Annotated in this window: 26 protein-coding genes and 1 pseudogene; 15 read left to right on the top strand and 12 right to left on the bottom strand. The window is 68.8% G+C overall.

Annotation, left to right across the window (positions count from 1 at the left end; translation table 11 throughout):
• Window position 1: 1 nt before the first annotated feature.
• The 4 genes from HMH01_RS07075 to HMH01_RS07060 are packed head-to-tail and all read left to right on the top strand — an operon-like array spanning window position 2 to window position 3,580.
• Window positions 2-838, top strand: coding sequence for an ABC transporter substrate-binding protein (locus HMH01_RS07075; protein WP_171323752.1), 837 nt, complete (start codon window positions 2-4; stop codon window positions 836-838).
• Window positions 835-1,821: a FecCD family ABC transporter permease gene (locus HMH01_RS07070; protein ID WP_171323750.1), complete on the top strand. Its 987-nt coding sequence runs from the start codon at window positions 835-837 to the stop codon at window positions 1,819-1,821. The genes HMH01_RS07075 and HMH01_RS07070 overlap by 4 nt, the downstream gene beginning before the upstream one ends.
• Entirely contained in the window at window positions 1,818-2,609 is a 792-nt protein-coding gene (locus HMH01_RS07065) for an ABC transporter ATP-binding protein (RefSeq protein WP_171323749.1), read from the top strand. The genes HMH01_RS07070 and HMH01_RS07065 overlap by 4 nt, the downstream gene beginning before the upstream one ends.
• The gene (locus HMH01_RS07060; protein ID WP_171323747.1) at window positions 2,606-3,580 is read left to right on the top strand and encodes a TonB family protein; all 975 of its coding nucleotides are present in this window, start codon (window positions 2,606-2,608) and stop codon (window positions 3,578-3,580) included. Before HMH01_RS07065 ends, HMH01_RS07060 begins: the two co-directional genes overlap by 4 nt.
• On the opposite strand, the gene HMH01_RS07055 is transcribed toward HMH01_RS07060, so the two are convergent.
• The 7 genes from HMH01_RS07055 to HMH01_RS07025 all read right to left on the bottom strand — a co-directional run bounded on the left by HMH01_RS07055 (window position 3,577) and on the right by HMH01_RS07025 (window position 10,325).
• A complete protein-coding gene (locus HMH01_RS07055; protein WP_171323745.1) occupies window positions 3,577-5,001 on the bottom strand; it encodes a gamma-aminobutyraldehyde dehydrogenase in 1,425 nt (474 codons plus the stop codon). The genes HMH01_RS07060 and HMH01_RS07055 overlap by 4 nt on opposite strands.
• A 17-nt stretch (window positions 5,002-5,018) precedes the next feature.
• Window positions 5,019-5,825: an ABC transporter permease gene (locus HMH01_RS07050; protein ID WP_171323743.1), complete on the bottom strand. Its 807-nt coding sequence runs from the start codon at window positions 5,823-5,825 to the stop codon at window positions 5,019-5,021.
• A complete protein-coding gene (locus HMH01_RS07045; protein ID WP_171323741.1) occupies window positions 5,815-6,759 on the bottom strand; it encodes an ABC transporter permease in 945 nt (314 codons plus the stop codon). The genes HMH01_RS07050 and HMH01_RS07045 overlap by 11 nt, the downstream gene beginning before the upstream one ends.
• A complete protein-coding gene (locus tag HMH01_RS07040) occupies window positions 6,756-7,748 on the bottom strand; it encodes an ABC transporter ATP-binding protein (protein WP_171323739.1) in 993 nt (330 codons plus the stop codon). The genes HMH01_RS07045 and HMH01_RS07040 overlap by 4 nt, the downstream gene beginning before the upstream one ends.
• Before the next feature lie 68 nt (window positions 7,749-7,816).
• On the bottom strand, window positions 7,817-8,974 hold the full coding sequence (locus tag HMH01_RS07035; protein ID WP_171323737.1) for an ABC transporter substrate-binding protein: 1,158 nt from the start codon (window positions 8,972-8,974) through the stop codon (window positions 7,817-7,819).
• 129 nt (window positions 8,975-9,103) lie between these two features.
• On the bottom strand, window positions 9,104-10,012 hold the full coding sequence (locus HMH01_RS07030; protein WP_171323735.1) for a LysR family transcriptional regulator: 909 nt from the start codon (window positions 10,010-10,012) through the stop codon (window positions 9,104-9,106).
• Window positions 10,013-10,061: 49 nt separating this feature from the next.
• A complete protein-coding gene (locus HMH01_RS07025) occupies window positions 10,062-10,325 on the bottom strand; it encodes a hypothetical protein (RefSeq protein WP_171323733.1) in 264 nt (87 codons plus the stop codon).
• Between the two features lie 180 nt (window positions 10,326-10,505).
• Here HMH01_RS07025 and HMH01_RS07020 point away from each other — a divergent pair, with 180 nt between their 5' ends.
• The 6 genes and pseudogenes from HMH01_RS07020 (at window position 10,506) to HMH01_RS07000 (ending at window position 15,034) form a co-directional block, all read left to right on the top strand.
• Window positions 10,506-11,657, top strand: a complete 1,152-nt coding sequence (locus HMH01_RS07020) for an ABC transporter substrate-binding protein (RefSeq protein ID WP_171323731.1) — start codon at window positions 10,506-10,508, stop codon at window positions 11,655-11,657.
• A 57-nt stretch (window positions 11,658-11,714) separates the two neighbouring features.
• The gene (locus HMH01_RS07015; RefSeq protein WP_171323729.1) at window positions 11,715-12,638 is read left to right on the top strand and encodes a branched-chain amino acid ABC transporter permease; all 924 of its coding nucleotides are present in this window, start codon (window positions 11,715-11,717) and stop codon (window positions 12,636-12,638) included.
• Window positions 12,638-13,606, top strand: coding sequence for a branched-chain amino acid ABC transporter permease (locus HMH01_RS07010; RefSeq protein WP_171323727.1), 969 nt, complete (start codon window positions 12,638-12,640; stop codon window positions 13,604-13,606). The genes HMH01_RS07015 and HMH01_RS07010 overlap by 1 nt, the downstream gene beginning before the upstream one ends.
• 64 nt (window positions 13,607-13,670) lie before the next feature.
• Window positions 13,671-14,069 (top strand): annotated as a pseudogene (locus HMH01_RS18050) (ATP-binding cassette domain-containing protein); the annotation flags it as partial.
• 9 nt (window positions 14,070-14,078) lie between these two features.
• Window positions 14,079-14,348: an ABC transporter ATP-binding protein C-terminal domain-containing protein gene (locus HMH01_RS18045; protein WP_425483600.1), complete on the top strand. Its 270-nt coding sequence runs from the start codon at window positions 14,079-14,081 to the stop codon at window positions 14,346-14,348.
• Window positions 14,345-15,034, top strand: coding sequence for an ABC transporter ATP-binding protein (locus tag HMH01_RS07000; RefSeq protein WP_171323723.1), 690 nt, complete (start codon window positions 14,345-14,347; stop codon window positions 15,032-15,034). The genes HMH01_RS18045 and HMH01_RS07000 overlap by 4 nt, the downstream gene beginning before the upstream one ends.
• A 7-nt stretch (window positions 15,035-15,041) precedes the next feature.
• Here the strand turns inward: HMH01_RS07000 and HMH01_RS06995 are convergent, their stop codons facing one another.
• From HMH01_RS06995 to HMH01_RS06980, 4 genes are read right to left on the bottom strand one after another with little or no spacing between them, the layout of a single operon-like run.
• Complete coding sequence (locus HMH01_RS06995) at window positions 15,042-16,553, bottom strand: MmgE/PrpD family protein (protein WP_171323721.1); 1,512 nt, start codon at window positions 16,551-16,553, stop codon at window positions 15,042-15,044.
• Window positions 16,550-18,046, bottom strand: coding sequence for a tripartite tricarboxylate transporter permease (locus HMH01_RS06990; protein ID WP_171323720.1), 1,497 nt, complete (start codon window positions 18,044-18,046; stop codon window positions 16,550-16,552). Before HMH01_RS06990 ends, HMH01_RS06995 begins: the two co-directional genes overlap by 4 nt.
• 25 nt (window positions 18,047-18,071) lie before the next feature.
• Window positions 18,072-18,569 carry a tripartite tricarboxylate transporter TctB family protein gene (locus tag HMH01_RS06985; protein ID WP_171323718.1) on the bottom strand — a complete coding sequence of 166 codons (498 nt, stop codon included), beginning with the start codon at window positions 18,567-18,569 and terminating at the stop codon, window positions 18,072-18,074.
• A gap of 31 nt (window positions 18,570-18,600) precedes the next feature.
• Window positions 18,601-19,569 (bottom strand): Bug family tripartite tricarboxylate transporter substrate binding protein, encoded by a 969-nt coding sequence (locus tag HMH01_RS06980; protein ID WP_171323716.1) that lies wholly within the window; start codon window positions 19,567-19,569, stop codon window positions 18,601-18,603.
• A gap of 154 nt (window positions 19,570-19,723) precedes the next feature.
• On the opposite strand from HMH01_RS06980, the gene HMH01_RS06975 reads away from it, so the two are divergent.
• A complete protein-coding gene (locus tag HMH01_RS06975) occupies window positions 19,724-21,094 on the top strand; it encodes an MmgE/PrpD family protein (RefSeq protein ID WP_171323714.1) in 1,371 nt (456 codons plus the stop codon).
• A 5-nt stretch (window positions 21,095-21,099) separates the two neighbouring features.
• Here HMH01_RS06975 and HMH01_RS06970 read toward each other — a convergent pair whose 3' ends face one another.
• A complete protein-coding gene (locus tag HMH01_RS06970; protein WP_171323712.1) occupies window positions 21,100-21,858 on the bottom strand; it encodes an SDR family NAD(P)-dependent oxidoreductase in 759 nt (252 codons plus the stop codon).
• A gap of 129 nt (window positions 21,859-21,987) precedes the next feature.
• Between HMH01_RS06970 and HMH01_RS06965 the strand changes: the two genes are divergently transcribed.
• From HMH01_RS06965 to HMH01_RS06950, 4 genes are read left to right on the top strand one after another with little or no spacing between them, the layout of a single operon-like run.
• Window positions 21,988-23,370, top strand: coding sequence for an MmgE/PrpD family protein (locus HMH01_RS06965; protein WP_171323710.1), 1,383 nt, complete (start codon window positions 21,988-21,990; stop codon window positions 23,368-23,370).
• Window positions 23,371-23,401: 31 nt separating this feature from the next.
• On the top strand, window positions 23,402-24,787 hold the full coding sequence (locus HMH01_RS06960; protein ID WP_171323708.1) for an MmgE/PrpD family protein: 1,386 nt from the start codon (window positions 23,402-23,404) through the stop codon (window positions 24,785-24,787).
• Window positions 24,788-25,540 carry a TSUP family transporter gene (locus HMH01_RS06955; protein WP_171323706.1) on the top strand — a complete coding sequence of 251 codons (753 nt, stop codon included), beginning with the start codon at window positions 24,788-24,790 and terminating at the stop codon, window positions 25,538-25,540.
• A gap of 49 nt (window positions 25,541-25,589) precedes the next feature.
• The gene (locus tag HMH01_RS06950) at window positions 25,590-25,976 is read left to right on the top strand and encodes a DUF4304 domain-containing protein (RefSeq protein WP_171323704.1); all 387 of its coding nucleotides are present in this window, start codon (window positions 25,590-25,592) and stop codon (window positions 25,974-25,976) included.
• The last annotated feature ends 60 nt before the right edge of the window (window positions 25,977-26,036 follow it).

Here is a 26,036-nt window from a genome sequence, read left to right as displayed (position 1 = left end):
GATGATCCGCGCGGCATGGCTCGCGGTGATGGCGGGGCTGGTCGCAGCCTCGCCCGTCCGCCCCGACGAGGGGCGGCTGCCACGGGTGATGTCGCTGAACCTGTGCACCGATCAGCTGGTGCTGGATCTGGCCGACCCCGGCCAGATCGTATCGCTTTCCGTACTGGCCGACGACCCCTCGCTGTCGGCCAACTGGGAACGCGCGGCCGCCTATCCCAAGAACGGCGGCGCGGCCGAGGAGGTGCTGGCGGCGCGCCCCGACCTGGTGGTCACGGGCACCTTCGGGCTGACCGACACCGCCCGCCTGCTCGAGGGCCTGGGCACGCGGATCGAGGCTTTCGACTACACCCAGACGCTCGACACCATCCCCGGTGACATCCGGCGCATGGGCCGGCTTCTGGGGCAGGAAGCGCGGGGCGAGGCCATGGCCGCCGCCTTCGAGGCAGAGCTTTCCGCGCTGACGCGTCCGGTGACGCCGGGCAGCCCGACGGCGCTGTTCTACGGCCAGAACGGCGTCGTGTCCGGCGGCGGCACGCTTGCCTCCAGCGCCCTTGCCGCGCTGGGTCTGCGCAACCAGGCAGAGATCTACGGCGTGACCGGGGTCGCCCCCTACCCGCTTGAGCTGCTGCTGAGCGATCCGCCCGACCTGCTGGTGCTGTCCGAGCCCGAGGGCAGCGCGCCCGCGCTGGCGGACCTGGCGATGCGCCATCCGGCATTGGCGCTACTCGCCCCGCAAGGCCGGGGCGCCCTGCCCGAGGCGGCGTTCTCCTGCGGCGGGCCCTTCACGCTGGATGCGCTGCGCGCGCTGGCACGGCTGCGGCCAGGGGGGGGCGCATGATCGGGCGGCTGACCTTGCCCCTTGCGGCGCTGACCCTGGCGCTGTTCGCGGCCTCGCTTGCCATCGGTCCCGCGCCGATACCCACGCCCGATGCGCTGCGCGCGCTGATCGCTGGCGGCGACGATCCGGCCGCGCTGATCCTGCGCGAGGTGCGGCTGCCGCGGGCGCTGCTGGCGGCGCTGGTGGGCTTCGGGCTGGGGCTGTCTGGCGCGGCGTTGCAGGGCTTCCTGCGCAACCCGCTGGCCGAACCGGGCGTGATCGGCGTCTCGGCGACCGCATCGCTGGGCGCGGTGCTGATGTTCTACACCGGTGTGGCGGGGGCCGCGCTGTGGGTACTGCCGGCGGGTGCGCTGACGGGGGCGGCGGTCGCGGTTCTTGTCCTGTTGGCGCTGGCGGCACGCGCGGCCAGCACGCTGACGCTGATCCTTGCGGGGGTCGCGATCTCCAGCCTGGCGGGGGCGCTTACATCGCTGGTGCTGAACCTGTCGCCCAATCCCTTTGCCAGCTACGAGATCATCTTCTGGCTTCTCGGCTCGATCAAGGACCGCTCGATGGAGCATGTCTGGCTTGCCCTGCCGCTGATGCTGGCGGGCTGGGCGCTGGTGCTTTCCACCGCCCGTGCGCTGGACGCGCTGTCGCTGGGCGAGGAGGCGGCAACCGGCATGGGCGTGGCGCTGTCGCGGGTGCGGCTGCGGCTGGTCGCGGGCGTGGCGCTCTGCGTGGGCGCGGGCACGGCGGTGACCGGGGCGATCGGCTTCATCGGGCTCGTGGTGCCGCATCTGCTGCGCCCGCTCACGAACCGGATGCCGGGCGCGCTGCTGCTGCCCTCGGGACTGGGCGGCGCGGCGCTCCTGCTGGCGGCCGACATCGCCGCGCGGCTGGCGATCGAGGGGCGGGAGCTGAATGTGGGCGTCCTGACCGCGCTCATTGGCGCGCCCTTCTTCCTGTGGCTGGTGATCCGCAGCCGGGGAGTGGGGGCATGACGGGGATCGCGCTGGAAACCAGGGGTCTGGGGCTGACGCTGTCGGGGCGTCCGGTGCTGCGCGGCGTGGAGCTTGGTTTGCGGCGGGGCGAGATACTGGGGCTGCTGGGGCCGAACGGGGCCGGCAAGACGACGCTGATCCGCGCGCTGGCCGGGCAGCTGCGCGGCACCGCACCGGTCCTGTCCGAGGGGGCGGACGTGGCGAGGCTGGGACCGGAGGCGCGCGCGCGGCGCATCGCCTATCTGCCGCAGGCCCGTGTCGTCGGCTGGCCCGTGGCGGTCGCGGACCTGGTGGCGCTGGGCCGTCACCCGTGGCTGCGCCTTGGCCAGCGGATGGGGCCGCGCGACCGCGAGATCTGTGCCGCCGCCATGGCGGTGATGGACGTGGCGGCACTGGCGATGCGCCCGGCGACCGAGCTTTCGGGCGGCGAGCAGGCACGCGTGCTGGCCGCGCGCGCCATCGCGCAGGACACCCCGGTGCTGCTGGCGGACGAGCCGGCCTCGGGGCTGGATCCGGCACACCAGATCGGAATGATGTCGGCGCTCAGGCGGATCGCGGCCGAAGGGCGCGCGGTGCTGGTGTCGCTGCACGATCTGAGCCTTGCGGCACGCTGGTGCGACCGGCTGGTGGTGCTGGACGAAGGCATGATCGCGGCCGACGGGCGGCCCGAGGTCGTGATGCAGGCGGCCCTGCTGGAGCGGGTCTTCGGCATCGCCGCCCGGATCGAGCGGGACGAGTGCGGCCTGCTGGTCGCGCCGACGGGACTTGCCGGGATGGCGACGCGATGATCCCCGATCCCAAGGCCCGCATCCCCGAGGCGCCCCGCCCACGCGGGACCGCGACGCTGGGCATCTGGCTGGCACTGTCGGGGCTGGCCCATGCCGCTGCCGTGGCGCTGGCGATCGGCCTGCCCGGCCGTCCGCCGGGCGATGCAGAGGCGCAGGTGATCTCGGTCGAATTGGTGCTGGAGGCGCCGAGCCTTGCATCGACAGAGGCGGCCCCGTTGGCCGGGGGCGCGCCGGCCGCGCCGGTCGCACCCGCAGAGACGACGGATGCGCCCGACGTCGCGCCGACCGACAGCCCGCCCCCCGCGCGCACCGCGCCGATGGAACTGGCCACGCTGTCCGGGCGCGACGCAGCGCCGGTGGCGCCCGACCGCCCGGACCGGCCGGTCCATTCGGCGCAGAGCATGGCGCAGCCCGTGGCGCCGCTACCGTCCCCCGGGGCGCTTTCCCGCCCCCGGCCCGATACGGCCCCCGCACCCGATGCACCGCAGGCGCTGGTCGCGGAAAGCGCCCCCGCACCGTTCGAGCCGCCGTCGCGGGCGCTTGCCACCGCGATCCGCCCCCTGCCGCGCCCCGAAGCCCCGCCCGAGCCGCAGATCAGCCGCCGGGCCGAACCCGAGGCGGCGCGCGAGGCGGCGCCGGACGCCCCCGCCCGGGCGCAATCGAACCGGGCAGCGGCCAGCGCGGGGGTAAGCGCCGCCTATGCGCAAAGGCTGCTGGCCCATGTGGAACGCCACAAGCGCTATCCCGCCAGCGCCCAGCGCGCGCGGATCGGTGGGGCCGCGCGGCTGGCGGTCACGATAGACGCCGCCGGCGCGCTGCGCGACGCGCGCCTTCTTGGCGCCACCGGCCACGAGGTGCTGGACCGCGAGGCGCTGGCAACTGCTGCCCGGGCCGCCCCCTACCCCCTGCCCGAGGGCGGTCTGGACGGCCCGGCATTCTCCTTTTCGGTGACGCTGCGCTTCGGGCGCTAATGCGCGATCATCACATGCCGGACGGCCGTATAATCCTCGAGCGCGTAGGACGACATGTCCTTGCCGTAGCCCGACTGTTTCAGCCCGCCATGCGGCATCTCGTTGACCAGCATGAAATGCGTGTTGATCCAGGTGCAGCCATATTGCAGCCGCGCCGAGGTGGCGAGCGCCCGGCCGACATCCTTCGTCCAGATGGACGACGCCAGGCCGTACTGGCTGTCATTGGCCCAGGTCACCGCCTCGTCCACGTCCGAGAAGCGGGTGACGGACACGACGGGGCCGAACACCTCGCGCTGCACGATCTCGTCCTGCTGCTGCGCGCCCGCGATCACCGTGGGCGTGAAGTAGAAGCCCGGACCGTCATGGACGTGGCCGCCGGTCGTCACCTCGATATGGTTCAGCTCCCTGGCGCGCTGCACGAAACTCGCCACCCGGTCGCGCTGACGCTGCGAAATCAGGGGCGGGATCTCGTTCCTGGTGTCGTCCTGCTGGGCAAAGGCGATGGAGGAAACGGCGCTGCTGAGATCCGCGACCAGCCTGTCGTAGACCTTCGGCCCGGCATAGATGCGGCAGGCGGCGGTGCAGTCTTGCCCGGCGTTGTAATAGCCGAAGGCCCGCAGCCCCTGCACCACCGCGCCGATATCGGCGTCGTCGAACACGATCACCGGCGCCTTGCCGCCCAGTTCAAGATGGGTGCGCTTGACCGTCTTTGCCGCGGCCTGCAACACCTTGCGCCCCGTGGCGATGTCCCCGGTGATCGACACCATGTCCACGTCCGGGTGGTTGATCAGCGCGTTGCCGACCGTGCCGCCCTGCCCCACGACCACGTTGACCACCCCCTCGGGCAGAACCTCGGCCAGGATGCGCGCCAGCTTCAGCGTCGTCAGCGGCGTCTGTTCCGACGGCTTGATGACCACCGTGTTGCCGCCGCCGATGGCCGGCGCGAGTTTCCAGGCGGCCATCATCAGCGGGTAGTTCCAGGGCGCGATCGAGGCCACGACCCCGATCGGGTCGCGCCTGATCATGGACGTGTGGCCGGCCATGTATTCACCGGCAAGGCTGCCGGTCATGCAGCGCACCGCGCCCGCGAAGAAGCGGAAGCAGTCCACGATGGCCGGGATCTCGTCGCCGGTGGCGGCGTTGATCGGCTTGCCGCAGTTCAGCGCCTCGAGCGCGCCGAAGGCGTCGGCCTCGGCCTCGATCCGGTCGGCGATCCTGAGAAGATAGCCCGAGCGTTCGGCGGGCGTCGTGCGCGACCAGCCGGCAAACGCCTTGCGCGCGGCGGCCACGGCGCGGTCGATCTGGTCGATGCTGGCTTCGGGCAGTTTCAGGATCGTCTCGCCGGTGCGCGGGTTCAGGATCGTTTCCTCGGCCTCGGTCCCCGACTCGAAAGATGCGCCGATCAGCATTTGCGTGTTCATTGGGGTCTCCTCCCTCGTCATTTGCCTTGCCCGGCGACCGTGTCGGTGCCGCGCGTCAGGTAATAGGCGGCGAGGATGGGCAGGAAGGTGACCAGCACCACCACCATCGCCACGACATTGGTCACCGGCCGCTGACGCGGCCGCACAAGTTCCTCGAGCATCCAGATCGGCAGCGTCGCCTGCTGGCCCGCGGTGAAGGTGGTCACGATCACCTCGTCGAAGGAAAGCGCGAAGGCCAGCATTCCGCCCGCCAGAAGCGCGGTAGAGATGTTGGGCAGGATCACGTATCGGAAGGTCTGGAAGCCGTTGGCGCCCAGGTCCATCGACGCCTCGACCAGGCTGCCGGACACTCGGCGGAAGCGCGCGACCGCGTTGTTGTAGACCACCACCACGCAGAAGGTGGCGTGCCCCAGCACGATGGTCCAGAAGCTGAACGGGATGTCCGCCAGGTTGAAGGCCGAGCGCAGCGAGATGCCGGTGATGATGCCCGGAAGAGCGATGGGCAGGATCACCAGTAGCGAGATCGTCTCGCGCCCGAAGAACTTCGTGCGGGCGACGGCGGCGGCGCAGAGCGTGCCGAGCACCAGCGCGATCACGGTGGATATCGCGGCGACGCGGACGCTGAGCCACAGCGCCTGCCAGACGTCGGGCCGTTCCCATGTCACCGCGAACCACCTGGTGGTGTAGCCGGGCGGCGGCCACTGGTAGCTGCGATCCTCGGTGGTGAAGGCATAGACGAAGATCAGCAGGATCGGCAGGTGCATGAAGAGAAGCCCCGCGATGGCGGCGATCTTCAGGCCCAGCGGCGCACGGTCAGAGCGCATCGAAAGCCCCCTTGCGCTTGGCCACCCACAGGTAGACCCCCATGATCACGATGGGCACCACAGCAAAGGCCGCGGCCAGCGGGATGTTCCCGGCGGTGCCCTGGTACTGGTAGACGGCCTGCCCGATGAAGCGGGCCGAAGTGCCGATCAGCTGCGGGATGATGTAGTCCCCCAGCGTCAGCGAGAAGGTGAAGATCGACCCCGCGATCACGCCCGGCAGCGCCAGCGGCAGCAGCACATGGCGAAAGGTCTGGCCGGGCCGCGCGCCCAGATCGCCGGAGGCTTCCAGCATGGAGACGGGCACGCGTTCCAGCGCGGCCTGGATCGGCAGCACCATGAAGGGCAGCCAGACGTACAGAAAGACGAAGAAGGTACCGGTGAAGCTGGTGGAAAGCGAGTTGCCGCCCACCCCCGGCAGCGAGAGATAGGCGTTCAGCAGCCAGCCCAGGTGCAGCGTCTCGAACAGCCAGTTGAGGATGCCCTCCTTCGCAAGGATCAGCTTCCAGGCATAGACCTTGACCAGGTAGGACGACCAAAGGGGCAACATGACGCCAAGGTAGAACACCGCCTTCCAGCGGCCCCGGGCGTAGCGCGCCGCGTAATAGGCGATGGGAAAGCCCACGATGGCGGCGGCGACGGTGACGCTGGCCGACATCACCAGCGTGCGGATGATGATGTCGAGGTTGGCGGGCGTGAACAGCTCGCCATAGGTCTTGAGCGTGAACTCGTAGTTGATGAGGCCCGAAAACTCGTCGATCGAGAAGAAGCTCTGCGCCAGAAGCGCGAACAGCGAGCCGAGATAGATGATCCCCAGCCACAGCGCCGGGGGCGCCATCAGCAGCAGGATCAGCAGGCCCGGCCGGCGCCAGAGCGCGTCCGACGTGCGGTCGAGCAGTCCGCCGCGCGCCGTGCGGATGGCGGCTGCGTCGGTCATGGGCGCCCCTCCATCAGGTGCAGGGCTTCGGGATCCCAGCCGATACGGACCTCGGCGCCCTCTTCGGGGCGCGGTGTGCCGCCCGGAAGAAGCGCCGCCAGGCGGATGCCGTTCCAGTCGAGCGTGACGCGCGACGCGGAACCCAGGAAGCTGACCCCGGTGACACGGGCCGCGTGCCCGCCCTCGGGCAGAAGGCGCACCGCCTCGGGGCGCAGGCTGGCGGGAACCGCGCGCCCCGTCAGCCCCTGTACCGCCTCGGCTGGCAACACGTTCGAGGAACCCACGAAATCCGCCACGAAGGGCACCTCGGGCCGGTGGTAGATGTCCTCGGGGCTGCCCACCTGGACGATGCGCCCCTCGTTGAAGACGGCCACGCGGTCAGCCATGGACAGCGCCTCGCCCTGGTCGTGGGTCACGAAGACGAAGGTGATGCCAAGCTGGCGTTGCAGCGATTTCAGTTCTTCCTGCATCTGTTCGCGCAGCTTCAGGTCCAGCGCGCCCAGCGGTTCGTCCAGCAGCAGCACGCGCGGCTTGTTCACCAGCGCGCGCGCCAGCGCCACGCGCTGCCGCTGGCCGCCCGAAAGCTGGCTGGGCTTGCGCGCGCCGAAGCCCGGCAGCTTGACCATGGAAAGCGCCTCTTCGGCGGCGGAGTGGCGGGCCGCCCTGGGCATGCCCGCGATCATCAGCCCGTAGGCCACGTTGTCGATGACGCTCAGATGCGGGAACAGCGCGTAGTCCTGAAAGACCGTGTTCACGTTGCGCTTGTAGGGCGGAACCCCCTCGGCCGCCTGACCGAAGATGCGGACATGGCCCGCCGTGGGCTGCTCGAACCCGGCGATCAGGCGCAGGCAGGTCGTCTTGCCCGAGCCCGACGGGCCCAGCATGGCGAAGAACTCGCCCGGTTCGATGTCGAGGTCGACCCTGTCCACCGCACGGACGGACCCGAAGTGGCGCGAGACGCCCCGGAAGGATACGGCAGGAACACTCATGCAAGCCCCGGCTGTCGCCCGCCGGAAGTGTCCCCGGCGGGCCTTGGTTCAATGGATGGGACGGGGCCTCAGCGGCCGCCGATCACGCCGATGTAGTCGCTGACCCAGCGGTAGTAGGGCACGCATTCGCCCTGGCTCTCGCAGGCGGAAACCGGCGTGGTCCAGAAACGGATCTTCTCGAATTCGTCGAAGCCGTTCGTCGTGCAGCCCTCGGCGGTCTGCATCCCGCGCCCGTCGGTGCAGGCGGCCGGAACCGAGGGGTTGGCGCCGAACCAGACCGAAAGATCCGATTGCAGGTTCGAGGCCAGCGAATGCTCCATCCACATGTAGGCGCAGTTCGGGTTCGGCGCGTCCACATGCATCATGGTTGTATCGGCCCAGCCGGTCGCCCCCTCCTGCGGGATGGTCGAGGCGACGGGCGCCCCGCCGGCGGCCAGCAGGTTCACCTGGAAGGGCCAGGACCCCGAGGCGACCATGCCCTCGTTCTTGAAGTCGTCGATCTGGATGAAGGCATCGTGCCAGTAGCGCGCCACAAGCTGCCGCTGCCCGCGCAGCAGGTCGAGCGCAGCATCGTACTGTTCCTGGTTCAGCTCGTAGGGCGAGGTGATGCCAAGCTCGGGCTTGTGGAACATCAGGTACTGGGCTGCGTCCGCGATGTGGATGGGCCCGTCATAGGCCTGCACCCGGCCGCTGTTGGACTGGCCGTCGGGCAGGGTCATTTCCTCGAAGACCACGTTCCACGATGTGGGCGCCTCGGGGAACACTTCGGTGTTGTACATCAGCACGTTGGGGCCCCACATGTAGGGCACGCCGTAATGCACGCCGTCCACGGTATGCCAGGGCGCCTCCTTCAGGCGGTCGTCCACGGTGGACCAGCTGGGGACCAGGTCGGTATTGATGGGCTGCACGCGCTTGCCCGCGATCATGCGCAGGCTGGCATCGCCCGAGGCGGTGACCAGGTCGAAGCCGCCCTCGTTCATCAGCGCCACCATCTCGTCCGAAGTATTGGCGGTCTTGACGCTGACCATGCAGCCGGTGGCCTCCTCGAAGCTTGTCACCCAGTCGAAGGCGGGGTCGGTCTCGCCGCGCTCGATGTAGCCGGGCCAGGCCACGATCGAGAGCGCGCCCTCGCCGGCGCCGATCTCGGTCATCTGGGCCAGGACGGGTTGCGTGGATATGGCCAGGGCTAGCGCCATGGCAGAGCAGGATTTCAGGCGTGAGGTCATGGTGAGGCTCCCTGTTGAGGATGGTCCGGCGGTTCTTGTGCCGATACTTGGCCGAAAGGATGCGGCCGCCCCTGCGCTTTCGCAAATTCATAATGAAGAAACACGATATCGGTTTTTCCGATACCGGGATCACCGCCCCCGCAACGCCTGGTGGACCTGGGCGATGGCGATGAAGTCGCGCGCCTGGGGCGACAGCGGCGAGCCCTTGCGCCAGACAACTCCCACCTGCACGACGGGAAGCGCGCCGGACACGTCGCGCGAGTCGATCCGGTCGCCTTCCAGCGACCAGGGCCGGTACACCAGATCGGGCAGCAGCGCGACGCCGGCCCCGGTCGCCACAAGGCTGCGCACCGCCTCGACCGAGCGGGTGCGAAAGGCGATCTGCGGGCGCTGGCCCAGCACCGAGAGCAGGTTGACGGTGCCCTCCTCCATCTCGTCCACGTTCAGCACGATCAGCTTCTCGCGGGTGACGTCCTGCAGGCTGATGCTTTCCTGCGTGCCCAGCGGGTGGCCCATCGGCAGCCACAGCCGATAGGGAGAGACGTCGAGGATTTCGGTCTGAAGCGCCATCCGGTCATGCAGCGCAGATGTCAGCATGACGGCCACGTCCAGTTCGCCCCCGATCAGCAGATGCTCGAGATACTCGCCATTGTCCTCGACCGCCGTCACCTCGACCTGCGGATTGGCGCGGCGGTACTTTGCCAGCAGGTCCGAAAGCACATAGCCCGCCATCAGCGAGGTGACGCCCAGGTGCAGCCGGCCCGCGCGGATGTCCGCCTCGGCGTCAAAGGCGCGACGCGCGGCCGACACGCTGGCCAGCACGGTGCTTGCGTGGCGCAGGAACTGGTGGCCGTTATGGGTGGTGGCAAGCCCCCGCGCGTGACGCTCGAAGAGCTGCACGCCCAGATCCGCCTCGAGGTTCTTGATCGCCTCGGTCACAGCCGATTGCGAGATCGACAGGCTCTGCGCCGCAAGGCTGACCGAGCCATGTTCGACCACGGCCATGAAATACTGCAATTGGCGAAGCGTGAAGGACATGGGCGCGTTTCCGGTGTGGTCCCCAAGTCTTGCCCCGGAACGCACCCGCTTACAAACCCTTGCGACCCCTCTGCCGCCTGCGCCTCAGCCGCTGCCGGCGCCACCACCGCTGGATGGTGCGCACATCGAGCGCGGCCACCGCGATGCCAAGCGGCAGCATCCAGATGCCCAGCACCGGCAGGAAGGCCAGCAGCCCGCCCGCCATCAGCAGCAGCCCCACCACAAGCCGCATGCCGGGCGGCACATGCCGCCCGATACGGCGGAGCAGCGCCCTGAACTTCAGCCTGAGCCATTCGCGCGAGAGCCGCGCCATGGACGAATCCCCCTTGTGCCGCTTGCCTGCGGGCAGCCGGACCCTAGTCCCCCGGCCCACGGAATGCGAGCCGGGGCCGGGGGACGTGGAAATCGCGCCAAAGGGCGCCGAAGGGGATACCACAGCCGGGATTTGCCCTTTAAACAGGTATCCAAAGACAGCAACGGGGAGTGCACGTCCATGAAATACAGAACGAAACTGATGGCGGGGATCGCGGCGGTGGCGATGGCTATGGCGGCGCCGGCGATCGCCGAGCCGGTCAAGGTCGGAATGATCACGACGCTTTCGGGCGGTGGCGCAAGCCTGGGCATCGACGCGCGCGACGGGTTCCTGCTGGCGCTGAAGATGGCGGGCGACGCGGGGACCGAGGTCGAGGTGGTGATCGAGGACGACCAGCAGAAGCCCGATGTCGCGGTGCAACTGGCCGACAAGATGATCCAGGCCGAGCAGGTGGACGTGCTGACCGGGATCATCTGGTCGAACCTTGCCATGGCGGTGGTGCCTGCGGCGGTGGCGCAGGGCAAGTTCTACCTGTCGGTGAACGCGGGCCCCTCGCAGCTGGCCGGGTCGGCCTGCCATCCGAACTATTTCAACGTCGCCTGGCAGAACGACAACCTGCACGAGGCCGCCGGTGCCTATGCGAATTCAGAGGGTTATGCCAACAGCTTCATCCTTGCGCCGAACTACCCCGCCGGCCAGGACGCGCTGGCCGGCTACAAGCGTTTCTACGAGGGCGGGCTGGCCGGCGAGGTCTATACCCAGCTCGGCCAGACCGACTACGCCGCCGAGATCGCGCAGATCCGGGCCTCGGGTGCGGATTCGGTGTTCTTCTTCCTGCCCGGCGGCATGGGCATCGCCTTCATGAAGCAGTATGCGGAATCGGGCGTGGATATCCCCCTGATCGGCCCGGCCTTCTCTTTCGACCAGGCGATCCTTCAGGCGGTGGGCGACGCCGCGCTCGGCGTGAAGAACACCTCGCAGTGGTCCAAGGACCTGGACAACGCGGCCAACACCGCCTTCGTTGCCGCCTTCCAGGCGGAATACGGCAGGCTTCCCTCGCTTTACGCAAGCCAGGGCTACGACACCGCGAACCTGCTGCTGTCGGCCATGGCCAAGGCAGATGTCTCGGACGCCGACGCCTTCCGCGCGGCGCTGAAGGAGGCGGATTTCGCCTCGACCCGGGGCGATTTCACCTTCGGGCCGAACAACCACCCGATCCAGGACATCTATGTCCGCGAGGTAATCAAGGAAGGTGACGTCTACACCAACCGCATCGTCGGAACGGCGCTCGAGGATCGGGCCGACGCCTACGCCGCCGACTGCAAGATGTAATACCGCCCCCACGCGCTGCGGGCCGTGACCCGGCCCGCAGGCACCCCCGGGAGTTCCATGCCGCTCACGCTTCTGATCGAGCAGGCCCTGAACGGCCTGCAATACGGGATGATGCTGTTCCTGATGGCCGCCGGCCTGACGCTGGTCTTCGGCGTCATGGGGCTGATCAATCTTGCGCATGGATCGCTCTACATGATCGGCGCCTTTGCCTGCGCGGCGGTCGCGGCCGCCACGGGTTCGTTCTGGCTGGGGCTTGCCGCCAGCCTTGCGGCCGCCGCCGCCGCCGGCGCGCTGGTCGAACTTCTGGTCATCCGCAGGCTTTATGCCCGCGACCACCTGGATCAGGTGCTGGCCACATTCGCGCTGATACTCGTCTTTTCCGAAGGGACGCGCTGGGTGTTCGGGTCCTTCCCGCTCTATCTGTCGGTTCCGCCCTTTCTGTCCGGCCCGGTCTCGCTTCCGGGCGGGGTGACCTATCCCGCCTTTCGCCTTGCGATCATCGTGATCGGCGCTGCCGTGGCACTTGGCCTGTTCTGGCTGATCGGGCGCACGCGCCTTGGCATCCGCATCCGCGCCGGTGAAGCCGACCGTGAGATCGTGGCGGCACTCGGCGTCGATATCGGCCGGCTTTATACCGCCGTCTTCGCCTTGGGCGCGGCGCTGGCGGGGCTGGCGGGGGCGCTGGTCGGCACGGTGCAGTCGGTACAGGTCGGCATGGGCGAGCCGGTGCTGATCCTGGCCTTCGTGGTGATCGTGATCGGCGGGATCGGCTCGATCCGGGGCGCGCTTGTGGGCGCGCTTCTGGTCGGCATGACCGACACGCTGGGCAAGGCGCTGCTGCCCTCGGCTCTGGCGCAGGTGATGGACCCGTCCTCGGCCAACGCGATCGGATCGGCGGTCGCCTCGATGCTGATCTACATCCTGATGGCGGTGGTCCTGGTGCTGCGCCCGCAGGGGCTTTACGGACAGGGGGCCCGCTGATGGCGCGTGCGGGGCTTGCCGATGCGCTGGTGCTGGCGCTGCTGATCGGAACGGCGCTGACAGCCCAATTCATGGGGCAGCCCTATCTGGTGACGCTGGCAACCAAGGCCGCAATCCTGGGCCTGGCCGGAGTGGGGCTGAACCTTGCCCTGGGCTATGGCGGCATGGTCTCCTTCGGCCACGCCGCCTATTTCGGGCTGGGCGGCTATGCGGCAGGGGTGCTGGCAAGCCATGCCATGAGCGGCCAGCCCCTGCCCTTCGGATTTTCCGGCACCAACCAGATGCTGGCGATCTGGCCGGTGGCGATGATCCTGTCCGGGCTGGCGGCGCTGGTGATCGGCGCGCTGTCGCTGCGCACGCGGGGGGTCTATTTCATCATGGTCACGCTCGCCTTCGCGCAGATGCTGTTCTATTTCGCGATCTCCTGGCCGGCCTATGGCGGCGAGGACGGGCTGTCCTTCTACGTCCGCAACAGCTTTCCGGGGCTGAACACCTTCGCGCCGCTTCAGTTCTTCGCGATCTGCGCGGGGCTTCTGATGCTGGCGCTTGGGCTGACCGCGATGCTGACCGCCTCGCGCTTCGGGCTGGCGTTGCAGGCGGCGCGGCAGAACCCCGGACGGGCGCGCGCCCTGGGCATCCGCCCGTTCCCGCTGCAGCTGACCGCCTTCGTTCTTTCGGGCATGATAACCGGGCTTGCGGGCGCGCTTTACGCGGACCTGAACCGCTTCGTGAGCCCCGCCATGATGAGTTGGCAGATGTCGGGCGAGATCATGGTCTTCGTCATCCTGGGTGGCGTCGCGCGGCTGGCGGGGCCGCTGGCGGGCGCGATGGTGTTCATCCTGCTCGAACATCTGCTGGGCGGCGTGTCCGAGCACTGGCTGGCGCTGGTGGGCCTGCTGCTGCTGGCGATCGTGCTCTTCGCACCGGGCGGCATCCTGGGTCTTGCCGAAAGGCGGCGGCATGGCTGAGCCGATCCTTTCCCTGGGCGGGCTCTGCAAGAGCTTCGGCGCGCTGCGGGCGACCGACGACGTAAGCCTCGACCTGCGGCCCGGAGAGATCCACGCCCTGATCGGGCCGAACGGGGCGGGCAAGTCCACCCTGATCAAGCTGATCGCGGGGGAGCTTGCCCCCGATGCCGGGCATGTCCGTTTCGGCGGCAGGGATATCGGCGGGCTCGATACGGCGGCGCGGGCGCGGGCGGGGCTTGCGCGCAGCTTCCAGGTGTCGTCCGTCATTCCCGAGTTCAGCGTGCTGGCGAATGTGGTACTGGCGGTGCAGGGCGCCTCGGGCGCGAGCTTCCGCTTCTTCCGGCGCGCCCTGCGCGACCCGCACCTGACCGGCCCCGCGCGCGCGCATGTCGCCCATGCCGGGCTCAGGGGGCGCGAGGACATCGCCGCCGCGGCGCTTTCCCATGGCGAGCGGCGGCGGCTGGAACTGGCGATGGCGCTGGCGCTGAAGCCCCGCGCCTTCCTGCTGGACGAGCCGATGGCCGGCATGGGCGCCGAAGGTGCGCGCGCGATGACGGAAATCCTGTCGGATTTGCGCAGCCAGGCGCCGATCCTGCTGGTCGAGCATGACATGGACGCTGTCTTTGCGCTGGCCGACCGCGTGTCGGTGCTGGTCTATGGACGGGTCATCGCCACCGGGACCGTGGACGAGATCCGCGCCAACGCCGAGGTCCGCGCCTCCTACCTGGGAGAGGAGGCATGACAGCCCTTCTCGAGATCGAGGATCTGACCGCCTCCTACGGGCCGGTGCAGGCGCTTTTCGGCGTGTCGCTGAGCGTGGCCGAAGGCGAGGTCGTCGCGCTGATGGGGCGCAACGGCATGGGCAAGACCACGACGATCCGCGCGCTGATGCGGATGATGCCCGCAAACGCGCGGCGGCTGGCCTTTGCCGGGCATGACCTGGGCGCCCTGCCCTCGCACCGCGCGGCGCGGCTGGGTCTGGGCCTTGTGCCCGAGGGGCGGCGCTGCTTCGCGCCCCTGAGCGTCGCCGAAAACATCGCCGTCGCCGCCCGTCCCGGATCCTGGGACATGACGCGGGTCTGCACGCTGTTTCCCCGCCTGGGCGAGCGGCGCGACCAGCTGGCCGCGACCCTGTCGGGCGGCGAGCAGCAGATGCTGGCGATCGCGCGGGCGCTGGTCACCAACCCGCGGCTACTGGTGCTGGACGAGGCGACCGAGGGGCTGGCGCCGGTCGTCCGGCAGGAGATCTGGACCGCCATCCGCGCGCTGAAGGCGGACGGGCTGTCCATCCTGCTGGTGGACAAGTCCCTCAAGGAGTTGCGCGCCATCGCCGACCGCGCCGTGATCGTGGAGCGTGGCCAGACCGTCTGGACCGGGACGCTTGACGCCTTGTCGCCGGATCAGGCCGACCGCTGGCTGGGCGTCTGAGGGCAGGTCAGACGGGGATGTCGAACAGCCCGGGCGCGCCGCTTTCAAGCCGGCCCGGCAGGCATTCGATCGCAAGACCGGCCAGCGCCTTCGGGCCCGACGCATGAAGCCCGTCCACCGTGGCGAGAAAGCGGTCGATCTCGGCCTCGGCCACCAGCCCCTCGGCGAAGCTGCGGAACTTGCGCCGGTAATCCTCGCGGCCGAAGGGACGCGCGCCGCGCGGATGGGCGTTGGCGACAGCGATCTCTTCGGTCAGCACGCGGCCATCGGCGTAGGTGACGACCACCCGGGCGCCGTGATCCTTGTCCAGCGGCGCGGGATCGGTGAAGCGGGCGGACCATTCGGGATCCTCGACCGTGCGGATCTTGCGCCACAGACGCACCGTGTCGGGCCGCGCCACCCGCGCGGGCGCGTAGCTGTCGGCGTGGTGCCAGACACCGTCCTGAAGCGCCACGGCGAAGATGAACATGGCGGAATGGTCCAGCGTCTCGCGGCTGGCCTGCGGGTCCCATTTCTCGGGATCGCCGGCGCCCGAGCCCATCACCAGATGCGTCAGCTTCTTGGTGTGGATGGCGATGTCCCCGATTTCCTCGATATCGCCGATGCGTTCGCGCATGCGGAAGGCCAGGTCGATCAGCGCCTGCCCGTGATAGCCGGCGGAATGTTCCTTCGGATATGTCTCGAGGATCGCGCGCTTCGGCTCTCCGGGTTCCGGCAGGGGCACATGGGCCACCGTCTCGGGGCCGCCCAGCAGGATGGCGAGAAGCCCGTAATCCCCCTCGTAGACCGGCGCGGGGCTGGTCTCGCCGCGCATGGCGCGGTCGATGGCCAGCATCGCGATCTGTCCGATATGGCCGGGCGCCGCCGCCTTGTAGGACGAGATCTGCCCCTTGCGGGTCTGCCGGGTCGATATCGCCAGGTGTGCCGCCAGGTTCACCGCCTGGTAGAGCACCGGCACCGACAGCCCCAGCATGGCGCCGATGCCGCCCGCGACCGCCGGGCCAAGATGCGCCACATGGTCGATGCGGTGGCGGTTCAGGTCGATCCCCTTCACCAGGTCGACCTGGATCTCGTAGGCTGTGACGATGCCGCGCAGAAGCGCCGCGCCATCCACGCCGGTCTGCTGCGCCACGGCCACGATCGGCCCGATCACATCGCCGGGATGCGAGCTTTCGGCCGCGAAGAAGGCGTCGTTGAAGTCCAGTTCGCGGATCGCGGCGGCATTCGCATAGCCTGCCCAGAGGCAGTCGAAGCGCCGATCGGCGGGCAGACCGATCACGCTCGCGCCCCCCTTGCGCGGATGGGCCAGCGCCGCGCCGCGCGCAGCGATCACCGCGGGCCGGTTGATCGCGGCCAGCGCCACCGCCCAGTCATCCACGATCCGGTTGGCGGCCATCTCTGCCGCCGCAGGATCCAGCGCCGCAGGGTCCGCCGCCATCGCCGCGATCTTCCAGGCGAGCTGCTCCTCCGGCGCCAGCCGGGCGCCGGGACGCAGTGGCCGGACCTCGTGCAGCCTCATGCCTGCGCCTGCGCGCGCTTGCGCCGGATCGCGCGCCAGTCGCGGATGCCGGAGCCGACAACGAACAGCACCGCCACGATCAGAAGGCCCAGCGACACCGGATCCTGAAGGAAGACCATGTGATCGCCATTGGTCAGCAGAAGCGACCGGCGGTAGTTCGACTCGATCAGGTAGCCCAGCACCAGGCCCAGGACGAGCGGCAGGAACGGAAAGCCCATCAGCCGCATCAGGTAGCCGATCCCGCCGGCAAGCAGCACGATGTAAAGATCGAACAAGCTGTGGTGGATCGAGTAGATCCCCGAGAAGATCAGCGCATAGATCGCGGCCAGCAGATAGGGCTTGGGCCGGTTCACGAGCCAGATCGCCGGCGTCATGATCACGATCCCGATCACCAGCAGCGAGACGTTCGCCACCAGCAGGCCGCCAAAGAGGCCATAGATGAATTCGGGGCTCTGCTCGAACAGCATCGGGCCGGGGCGCAGGCCATGGATCAGCAGCCCTCCCAGCAGGATCGCGGTGGAGTTCGAGCCGGGAATGCCGAAACTGAGCATCGGCACCAGCGCCGTGCCGGCCACCACGTTGTTCGCCGTCTCGGGGGCGGCGACCGCCTCTTCCGAGCCGTGGCCGAACTTCTCGGGTTCTTTCGACCAGCGCTTGGCCTCGTTGTAGGACATGAACGCGGCGATCGATCCGCCGGCGCCGGGCATGACGCCCTCGACCGCGCCGATCCCGGAACCGATGCCCATGGACCGGCGCAGTTTCTTCAGCATCCCCCACGAGGGCAGCACGATCCTTGCCTGGGCCGCGTCGGTCCGTTCCCAGGCGTTCTTGTCGCTCTGCACCAGGAGTTCGGACACGGCAAACACGCCCACCATGACAAGGATGAAAGGGATCCCCGCCAGCAACTCGGGCGAGCCATAGGTGAACCGGTTGACGCCCGACAGCGGGTCGGTACCCACGGTCGCGATCATCAGCCCCACCACGCCCGCCATCAGGCCCTTGACGAGGGACTCGTTCGACAGCGAGGCGATGACGCTCAGGCCCAGCACACCCAGCGCGAAATAGGCCGGCGGGGTGAACATCAGCGCGACCTGCGCCAGCGGCTCGGTCAGCATGACGAGAAAGGCCCAGCCGACCAGCCCGCCGATCACGCCGGTGACAAGCGAGATGCCCAGCGCCTCGCCGGCGCGGCCCTGGCGCTTCATCTCGTAGCCGTCGATGGCCGTGGCGGCGGCGGCGTTGGTGCCAGGGGTGCGGATCAGGATCGCGGGGATAGAGCCGCCATACTCGGCGCCCACATAGACCGCCGCCAGCAGCACGATGGCCGTCGTCGGTTCCATCGCATAGGTGAAGGGCAGCAGCAGCGCCATCGCGATCGACGGCGAGATGCCGGGCAGCGCCCCCCCGAGGATGCCCCAGATCACCCCGCCAAATGCCGCGAACACGGCCGGGGTCGTTGTCAGGGCGGTCCAGGCGTAAGACAGGCCTTCCATATGTCCGGTATCCTCTGGTCTGGGGTCAGGCGCCGGTGGACAGGATCGTTTCGATCACCGCACCGACGGGAAGGGGCACGTCGAGGAACTCGACGAAGAGAAAATGGAAGAAGATCGCCCCGCCGATGGCGACGGCGAAGAGCTTGGCGTCGGGGCGCGCCCCGATATAGAGCCCGACCCCGATCAGAAGCCCCGCCACGGTCAGGGCGTAGCCGAAGACCGGCAGAAGAAGAACGTATCCGATGCCGAGCCCCAGCATTCCCATGGCGCGCAGATGCGGAACCATCCGCTCGCGCAGCGGCGCCTTTGGGGCGCCGCTGTCGGGCAGCGGGCGCAGCTTCTCGAACAGCGCGCGAAGGATCAGCAGCGCGGAAAGCGCACCGAGCGCCAGCGCCAGCGTCTTGGGCAGGCCCGATGCCCCCACCGGGCCGTCCAGCGGGCTGATGCGGATCTTGTCCGCCTCCAGCCAGTAAAAGGTGGCGGCACCCAAAGTGACCAGTCCTATCCAGAAATCCTTGGGCATGTCTGCTCTCCCCGTGTGCCGCCGTCAGTCTTTACTGAATGATCCCGTATTCCTTCAGGAACGCTTCCTGTTCGGTCGCGAATTCCTCAAGGAACGCGTCATACTCCTCGTGGCCCATGAAGGCGGGCACCAGGCTCTGGGCCTCGTACCAGGCCTTGAATTCGGCATCTTCCAGCACTTCCTGGATCGCCTTTTCCCAGGCGGCATAGATCTCTTCGGGCATGTCCTTCGGCCCGGCGATGCCGCGGAACTTGTTCACGACAAGATCGATGCCCTGCTCGCTGGCGGTGGGCACATCGGGGAAGTCGCTCAGGCGCTCCTTGGTGTAGGTGGTGATCAGCCGGATCTCGCCAGCCTCGATCTGCGTGGACAGTTCCTGGATCTCTCCGATGCCCAGGTCGACGGTGCCGTTCAGCACGCTGATCAGCAGCTCGCCCCCGCCGTCATGGGTGATCACCGGGCCCTGCGCGCCGGTCAGCTGCTTGAACTGCTCCATCACCTGCCGGTCCAGGGAACCGGGGGTGGTCACGCCGAACTTCACCGCCGTGGGGCTCGCCTTGGAGGCCTCGACCACCTCGGCCAGGTTGGTGAAGGGGCTTTCGGCGCGCACGAACACGATCTGCGGATCGAGGAAGACGTTGGCCACGCCGGACATGTCGCGGAAATCGTATTCCGGCGCGCTCAGCAGCGAGGTGTTGATGTAGGTGGGCGTCGTTCCATAGAAGCGCGATCCATCGGCGGGCGATGTCGCGATGTCGGCCATTGCAGCCGCGCCCGAGCCCCCGCGCACGTTCTCGACCGCGAAATTCACGCCAAGATACTTGCCCAGGTAGCGGGTCATCTCGCGCAGGAACACGTCAGTGCCGCCGCCCGGCGAGGAATGCGTCGTCAGCACCACGGTGTCATGCGGGTAATCCTGCGCCACGGCGGGCAGGCTGAGCCCCCCGACGGCTGCGGCCATGGCAAAGCCGGCCGCAATTGTGCGGATCTTGGGTAGCATGGATTCTCCTCCCATCCAGTGTCTGTCGGACTCGGTTTGTCCAAGTCTCAAGCCCCGCCAGTTTCACGCTGCGATCCAAGGTTGTCAACTGCCGACAATTTTCGGAGACTGCCGGAACGCAAAACGATCGTCAGAATTCGTGCCGGAGGACAGATTGACCGAAACCACCATCACCGCCCAGGTCGCGGCGCATGTCGCATCCGCGGCCGCGATCGCGCTGCCGCCCGAAGTGGCGCAGAAGGCGCAGCTGCATCTGCTCGACACCCTGGCCGCGATCATCAGCGGCACAAGGCTGAAGGCCGGAAGGAAGGCCATGGCCTTCATCCAGGGGCAGACGGGTCCCGCGCAGTCCTGTGTCCCCGGCACGCCGATCCTGACCACCGCGATCGACGCGGCCTTTGCGGCGGCGATGGCGGCCCATGCCGACGAAACCGACGATTCGCACCTGGGCGGACGCTTCCACCCGGGCTGCGCGGTGGTGCCTGCGGCGCTTGCGGTCGCGGATCACCGGCGGCGCAGCGGCGCGGAACTTCTGCGCGCCGTCGCCTGCGGCTACGACATCGGGGCGCGCGCCACCATCGCGCTGGGGTTCTCGGGTCCGCGCAGCGGCACCCATTCGACCCACTGCCTGGGCGCGAATTTCGGCGCCGCCGCCGCCGCCGGTGCCCTGGCGGGGCTGACCCCGGCGCAGGCCGAACACCTGTTGTCCTACGCGACCCAGCAGGCCAGCGGCATCGCCTATTGGCAGCGCGACAGCGAGCATGTGGAAAAGGCGTTCGATTTCGGTGGCATGGGCGCGCGCAACGGCGTCTTCGGGGCGCTGTTCGTCGCCTCGGGCGCCTCGGGCTGCACCGGATCGCTGACCGGCCCCTTCTCCTATCTCTCGGCCTTCGGCGAGAACCCCGACCCGGAGGCGCTGGCAGCCGGACTGGGAAGCCGCTTCGAGATCATGGCCGCCTCGATCAAGAAATGGTGCGTCGGCTCGCCCATACAGGCGGCGCTTGACTCGGTCATGGCCCTGATCGCGAGCGACGGGCTGACGGCCGCGGACGTGGTGGCGCTGCGGGCAATCATGCCCGACGACCGTCTGACCATCGTGGACAATCGCGACATGCCCGACGTGTGCCTCCAGCACCTGCTGGCGCTGGCGCTGGTGGATGGCGAACTGAGCTTCGCCTCGACCCACGACAAGGGGCGGATGCAGGATCCGCGCGTGCTGGACCTGCGGGAGAAGATCACCGCGATCCCCAGCCCCGAACTGACCGAGGCGCGCCCGGCGCGTCAGGCCATCATCGAGATCGACACGAAGGACGGTCGCCACCTGCGCCACAGGACCTTTGCCGTGCTGGGCACGCCCGACAACCCGATGCGGCCCGAGGAGGTCGAGGCGAAGGCGCGCGACCTGATCGCCCCCGTGCTGGGCGCAGACCAGACCGGGCGCCTGATCGAGGCGGTCCGGGATATCGAGCGCCTCGCGGATGTGCGCGACCTGCGGCCCCTTCTGATGACGGACGGGGCCGCCTGAACGCATCAGGGCATGTAGAGCCCGCCCGACACATGCACCGTCTGCCCGGTCATGAACCGGGCGGCGGGCAGGCACAGCGCCACGACCATGCCGGCCGCCTCGTCGATCTCGCCCTCGCGGCCCAGCAGGATGTCCGCGGGCATGGCGGGGCTTTCGCCGGAGGTGGCTGACCGCTCTCCGCCGATCTTGCCCGGAACAAGGCAGTTGGCCGTGATGCCGCGATCCGCGAATTCCACCGCGATCGCCTTGGTCAGACCGACCAGACCCGCCTTGGCGGTGCAGACATGGGCGCGGTTCTTCGCGCCGATATGCCCGGTCACGCCGCCGATGTTCACGATCACGCCGTAGCTGTTCTCTATCATCACCGGAAGGATCGACCGGCTCACCAGAAAGGCGCCGTCAAGCACCACGGAATTGATCTCGCGCCATTCGGACAGGCTCATGTCGAGAAGCGGCGACTGCCGGCGCACGGCTGCGTTGTTGACCAGGATGTCGATGCGGCCGAAGGCGGATCTTGCCTCCTCGCCCATGCGGATCACGTCGCTTTCGCTGGTGACATCGCCCATCACCACCTGCGCACGACGGCCCAGTGCGCGGATCTCTTCGGCCACCGCCTCGATCTCGTCGCGCGCGCTGCGCGCGGTCACGATCACGTCGGCGCCGTGGCGCGCCAGCCCAAGCGCCGTGGCGCGCCCTATGCGGCGCGAGGCGCCCGTGACCATTGCGACACGCCCCGAAAGCGCCTGTTCCCCTGTCGTCGTCATGGATCCCTCCGCTGCCATCCCGTCTGTGCGGGCCAATGGCCCAACCATGACGCCTGCACAAAAGATCGTCAATTGTTGACAGTTGACGCATCAGGTGAAAATGTCGTCGAAAAATAACGGGAGGACAACATGGCCGAAACCGCCCCCATCGCGGAAACCGTCTCGGAGCATTTCGCGGGCTTCCTTGCCGGCCTCAAGCTGTCCGACATTCCCGACGCCGCGCGAGACGTGGCGATCCGCGACCTGATCGACGCGGCAGGGCTCTGCCTTGCGGCGCGGCGCACGGACTACATCGGCCAGATCCTGGACGCCTGCGACAGCGACGGGCCCTGCACGGCGCTCGGCCATGCGCGCGCGTTGGATGCCGCGGGGGCCGCGCTGGTCAACGGCGTCGCGATCCATGGCGAGGATTTCGACGACACGCTGGAAGGCGCCCCCATCCGCGTGGGGGCCATGGTGATCCCGGCGGTGCTGGCGGCGGCCGAACGGCACGGGCTGAGCGGCGAGCGCACGCTGCTGGGCATCGTCGCGGGCCTCGAGTCGGTCTGCCGCATCAATCATGTCGCGGCCGGGCACATGCACAAGGCGGGTTTTCATCCGGTGGGCATCATCGGCGCGCTGGGGGCCGCGGCGGGCACCGCGGTGGCGCTGGGGCTCGACCGCGACCGGATCGCGGCCGCCTTCGGCGTGGCCGCTTCCATGTCGTCGGGCATCATCGAGTACCTCACCGACGGCGCGCACACGAAGCGGCTGCATCCGGGCTGGGCGGCACAATCGGGCTACCGCGCGGCGATGATCGCGCGCACCGGCTTCTTTGCGCCGCGCACCGTCTTCGAGGGCGGGCACAACTTCTTCAAGGCCTTCGCCCCCACCGCGACGCCGGATTACAGCCATCTGCGCAAGGGGCTGGGCGAGGACTGGTATTTCCGGCGCATCGTCTTCAAGCCCTATGCCTGCGGGACGATGATCCACCCCTATATCGACTGCGCCCGCCGATTGGGCGCCGAGGGGATCCCGGCCGACGAGATCGAGGACATCCTGTGCAAGACCGGCGAGGGGCTGGTGCACAGGCTGTGGGAGCCGCTGGCCGCCAAGCATCGCCCGCCATCGGGCTATGCCGCCAAGTTCTCCATGCCGTTCTGCATGGCGCTGGGCTTTCACGAGGGCGATGCGGGGCTTGCCCAGTTCGACGACGCGAAGGTGCTCGACCCGAAACTGCTCTCGCTCGCCGGCAAGATCCGCTACGAGATCGATCCCGAGAACCCCTATCCGCGCAACTATATCGGCCACATGCGGGTGACGCTGAAGTCCGGGCGGGTGCTGGAATATTTCCAGCCCCACATGCGCGGCGGCCAGCACGAACCGCTGCCCGAGGCCGAGATCCTGGCCAAGTTCCGTTCGAACGCCGCCCATGGCGGCTGGGACGCGGGGCGCGCCGAACGCCTGCTCGATTTCTGTCAGACCCTTGCCGACCGGCCCGACCTGTCGGCCATGACCGACTTCCGGCACTGACACCGCCGCCACACGCATGAAAGGATAACCCATGACCGACCAGACCGGACGCAGCGTTTCCGAGATCCTTGCCGACTGGATCGCAGGGCTGACCGATGACGCGATCCCCGACGCCGCCCGCCGCGCGACCGAGAACACGGTGATCGATACCGTCGGGCTGACGGTGGCCGCACTCGGCACCGATTACGGGCAGGCCGTGCGCCGCGCCTTCGACCAGCGCGGCGCCTGCACGGTCTGGGGGCTGGAGCAGGGCTTCGAATCCGCCGCCGCCGCCGTCATCAACGGCACCTGCGGCCACGGCGAGGACTACGACAACACCTACGAGGGCTGCCCGGTCCATTCCGGCGTCGTCGTGGTCCCCGCCCTGTTCGCAGCGGGCGAGGCGATGGGCCTGACGTCGGGCGCGGTCGCGCGCGGGATGGTCGTCGGCACCGAGATCGCCAACCGGCTGGGACAGGTTTCGGGCAAGGCGGTCCATTCGGCGGGCTTTCACCCCACGGCCATCCTGGGCTGCATGGGCGCGGCTGCGGGTGTCGCGCACGCCATGGGCCAGACCCCCGCGCAGATCCGCGACACGCTGGGCGTCGCCGCGTCGATGGCGTCGGGCATCATCGAATACCTCGCGGACGGGACCTGGACCAAGCGCATGCATCCCGGCTGGGCCGCCCAGGCGGGAATGCGCGCCGCGCAGATGGGGGCGGCGGGCTTCCGCGGGCCGCGCACGGTGTTCGAGGGGGTCCACGGGCTCTACGCCGCCTTCGCACCGTCGATCACGCCCGACTTCTCGCTGCTGACGGACGAGCTGGGCACCCGCTGGGAGGCCGGCAACGTCGCCTTCAAGCCCTATGCCTGCGGGACCATGACCCAGCCTTTCATCGATTGCGCCGTCCGCCTGAAGGAGCAGGGCATCGCCCCCGAGGACATCGTCGCCATCACCTGCGAGGTGGGCGAGGGCACCGTTCACCGGCTGTGGGAACCGCTGGAACTGAAGCGCAAGCCGCCCACCGCCTATGCGGCGAAGTTCTCGTCGCCCTACACGGTGGCGGCGGGGCTGATCTGGGGCGATGCGGGGCTTGCCCAGTTCACCGACCAGGCAGTGACCGACCCGCGCGCGCTGGCGCTGGCCGCGAAGGTCAGCTTCGTCATAGACCCCGACAACGAATACCCGCGCAACTACACGGGCCATGTCCGGGCCGCGCTGAAGGACGGCCGTGTGGTCGAGGAGCGGCAGGCCCAGATGCGTGGCGGCACGCGCGAGCCGATGAGCCGGGCCGACATCCTGAAGAAGGCGCGCGCCAACCTGGATTTCGCCGGCCGCAAGGCGGGCGCGGCCGAGACGCTGGAGCAGTTCGCGACCGGCCTTTTCGGTGCGGACGCCCGCTTTGACGCCGCCCCCCTGGGGAGGCTTGGCGCGTAAGTGGATGCCGATGTCCTGACCAGCCTGTCGCCGGCGGTGGCCATCGCCGGCATGGTCGTCTGCTTCCTCGCCGCGGCGCTTGGCGCCGTCTCGGGCATGGGGGGCGGGATGCTGGTCACGCTGTTCATCACGCCCATCGTGGGCGCCAAGGCGGTGCTGCCGATCCTGTCGGTCTACATGCTCATCAACAACGGCACCCGCGTCTGGTTCTACCGCGAGGCGCTGGTCTGGAAACATGCGCTGCTGATCGGCGGTATCGCGATCCCCGCCTCGGCGCTGGGCGCGCTGGTCTATGTCCGGCTGGAGGGAGAGGCGATCCAGATCATGCTGGGGGCCATCCTGATCGCCTCGATCCCGCTGCGCCGCTGGATGGAGGGGCGCGAGCTTAGGCCCGGCAAGGGTACGGTGATCGCGGTTTCGGGCGCCTTCGGATTCCTGACCTCGATCATCGTGGGCGCGGGCATGCTGATCATCCCGATCCTGATGGGGCTGGGGCATCTGGGCCCGGCGCTGCTGGCCACCGACGCGGCCATCGCCGTGATGGTGAACATCGCCAAGATCATCTTCTACGGCGGGCTCGACGCGCTGACGTTGCCGATGACGGGGCTGGCGCTGGCGATGGGACTTTGCGCCATTCCCGGCACCTGGCTGGGCGTCTGGGTCGTGCGCCACACCTCGATCCGGGTGCATACGCTGATGGTCGAGGCGCTGATCCTCGTGGGTGGCGGCTCGATGATCTGGCGCGCGCTGTAAGGCAGCAGGCAGGATTGCCGCTTCGGCGCCCCTGCCCTAGGCTTGCGTCATGGCACCGACCGGACCCTTCCAGCGGCTCGACGAAGGCGCGCTCGACCTGGCGGCCAGGGCGCATGGCTTCACGCGCAGGGCCGGTCGGAACTGGGTACGGCAGACGGCGGATTTCATCCAGCTTCTCAATCTCCAGCACTCGCAATGGGCGCCCGAGGATCGCTACCTGAACTTCGCCCTCTGGCCCCTGGCGCTGGGTATGCCGCCCAGCCTGTCCGAACGTCGCTTCCTGTTCCGCACCCGCGCCGATGTGCCGGGCGCAAGTGATCTGGACGAATTCTTCGCCGTCATCGACGGGTTGCGCAGCCTGGCGCAGCTTCGCGATGCGCTTGGCATGCGGCGGATTTCCGGGCTTGTCTCGAAGGATCTTCGCCCGCTTCTGTGAGCCACGAAAAAGGGGCGGCAGAGCCGCCCCAGTATTCTTTTTGCAGGCCCCCGGCTGCCG

The organism is Halovulum dunhuangense (assembly GCF_013093415.1).
In the GTDB taxonomy this organism is placed as follows: Bacteria; Pseudomonadota; Alphaproteobacteria; order Rhodobacterales; family Rhodobacteraceae; genus Halovulum; species Halovulum dunhuangense.
The sequence above is the reverse complement of the archived record's forward strand: the minus strand, read 5'-3'. Positions and strand labels throughout refer to the sequence as shown.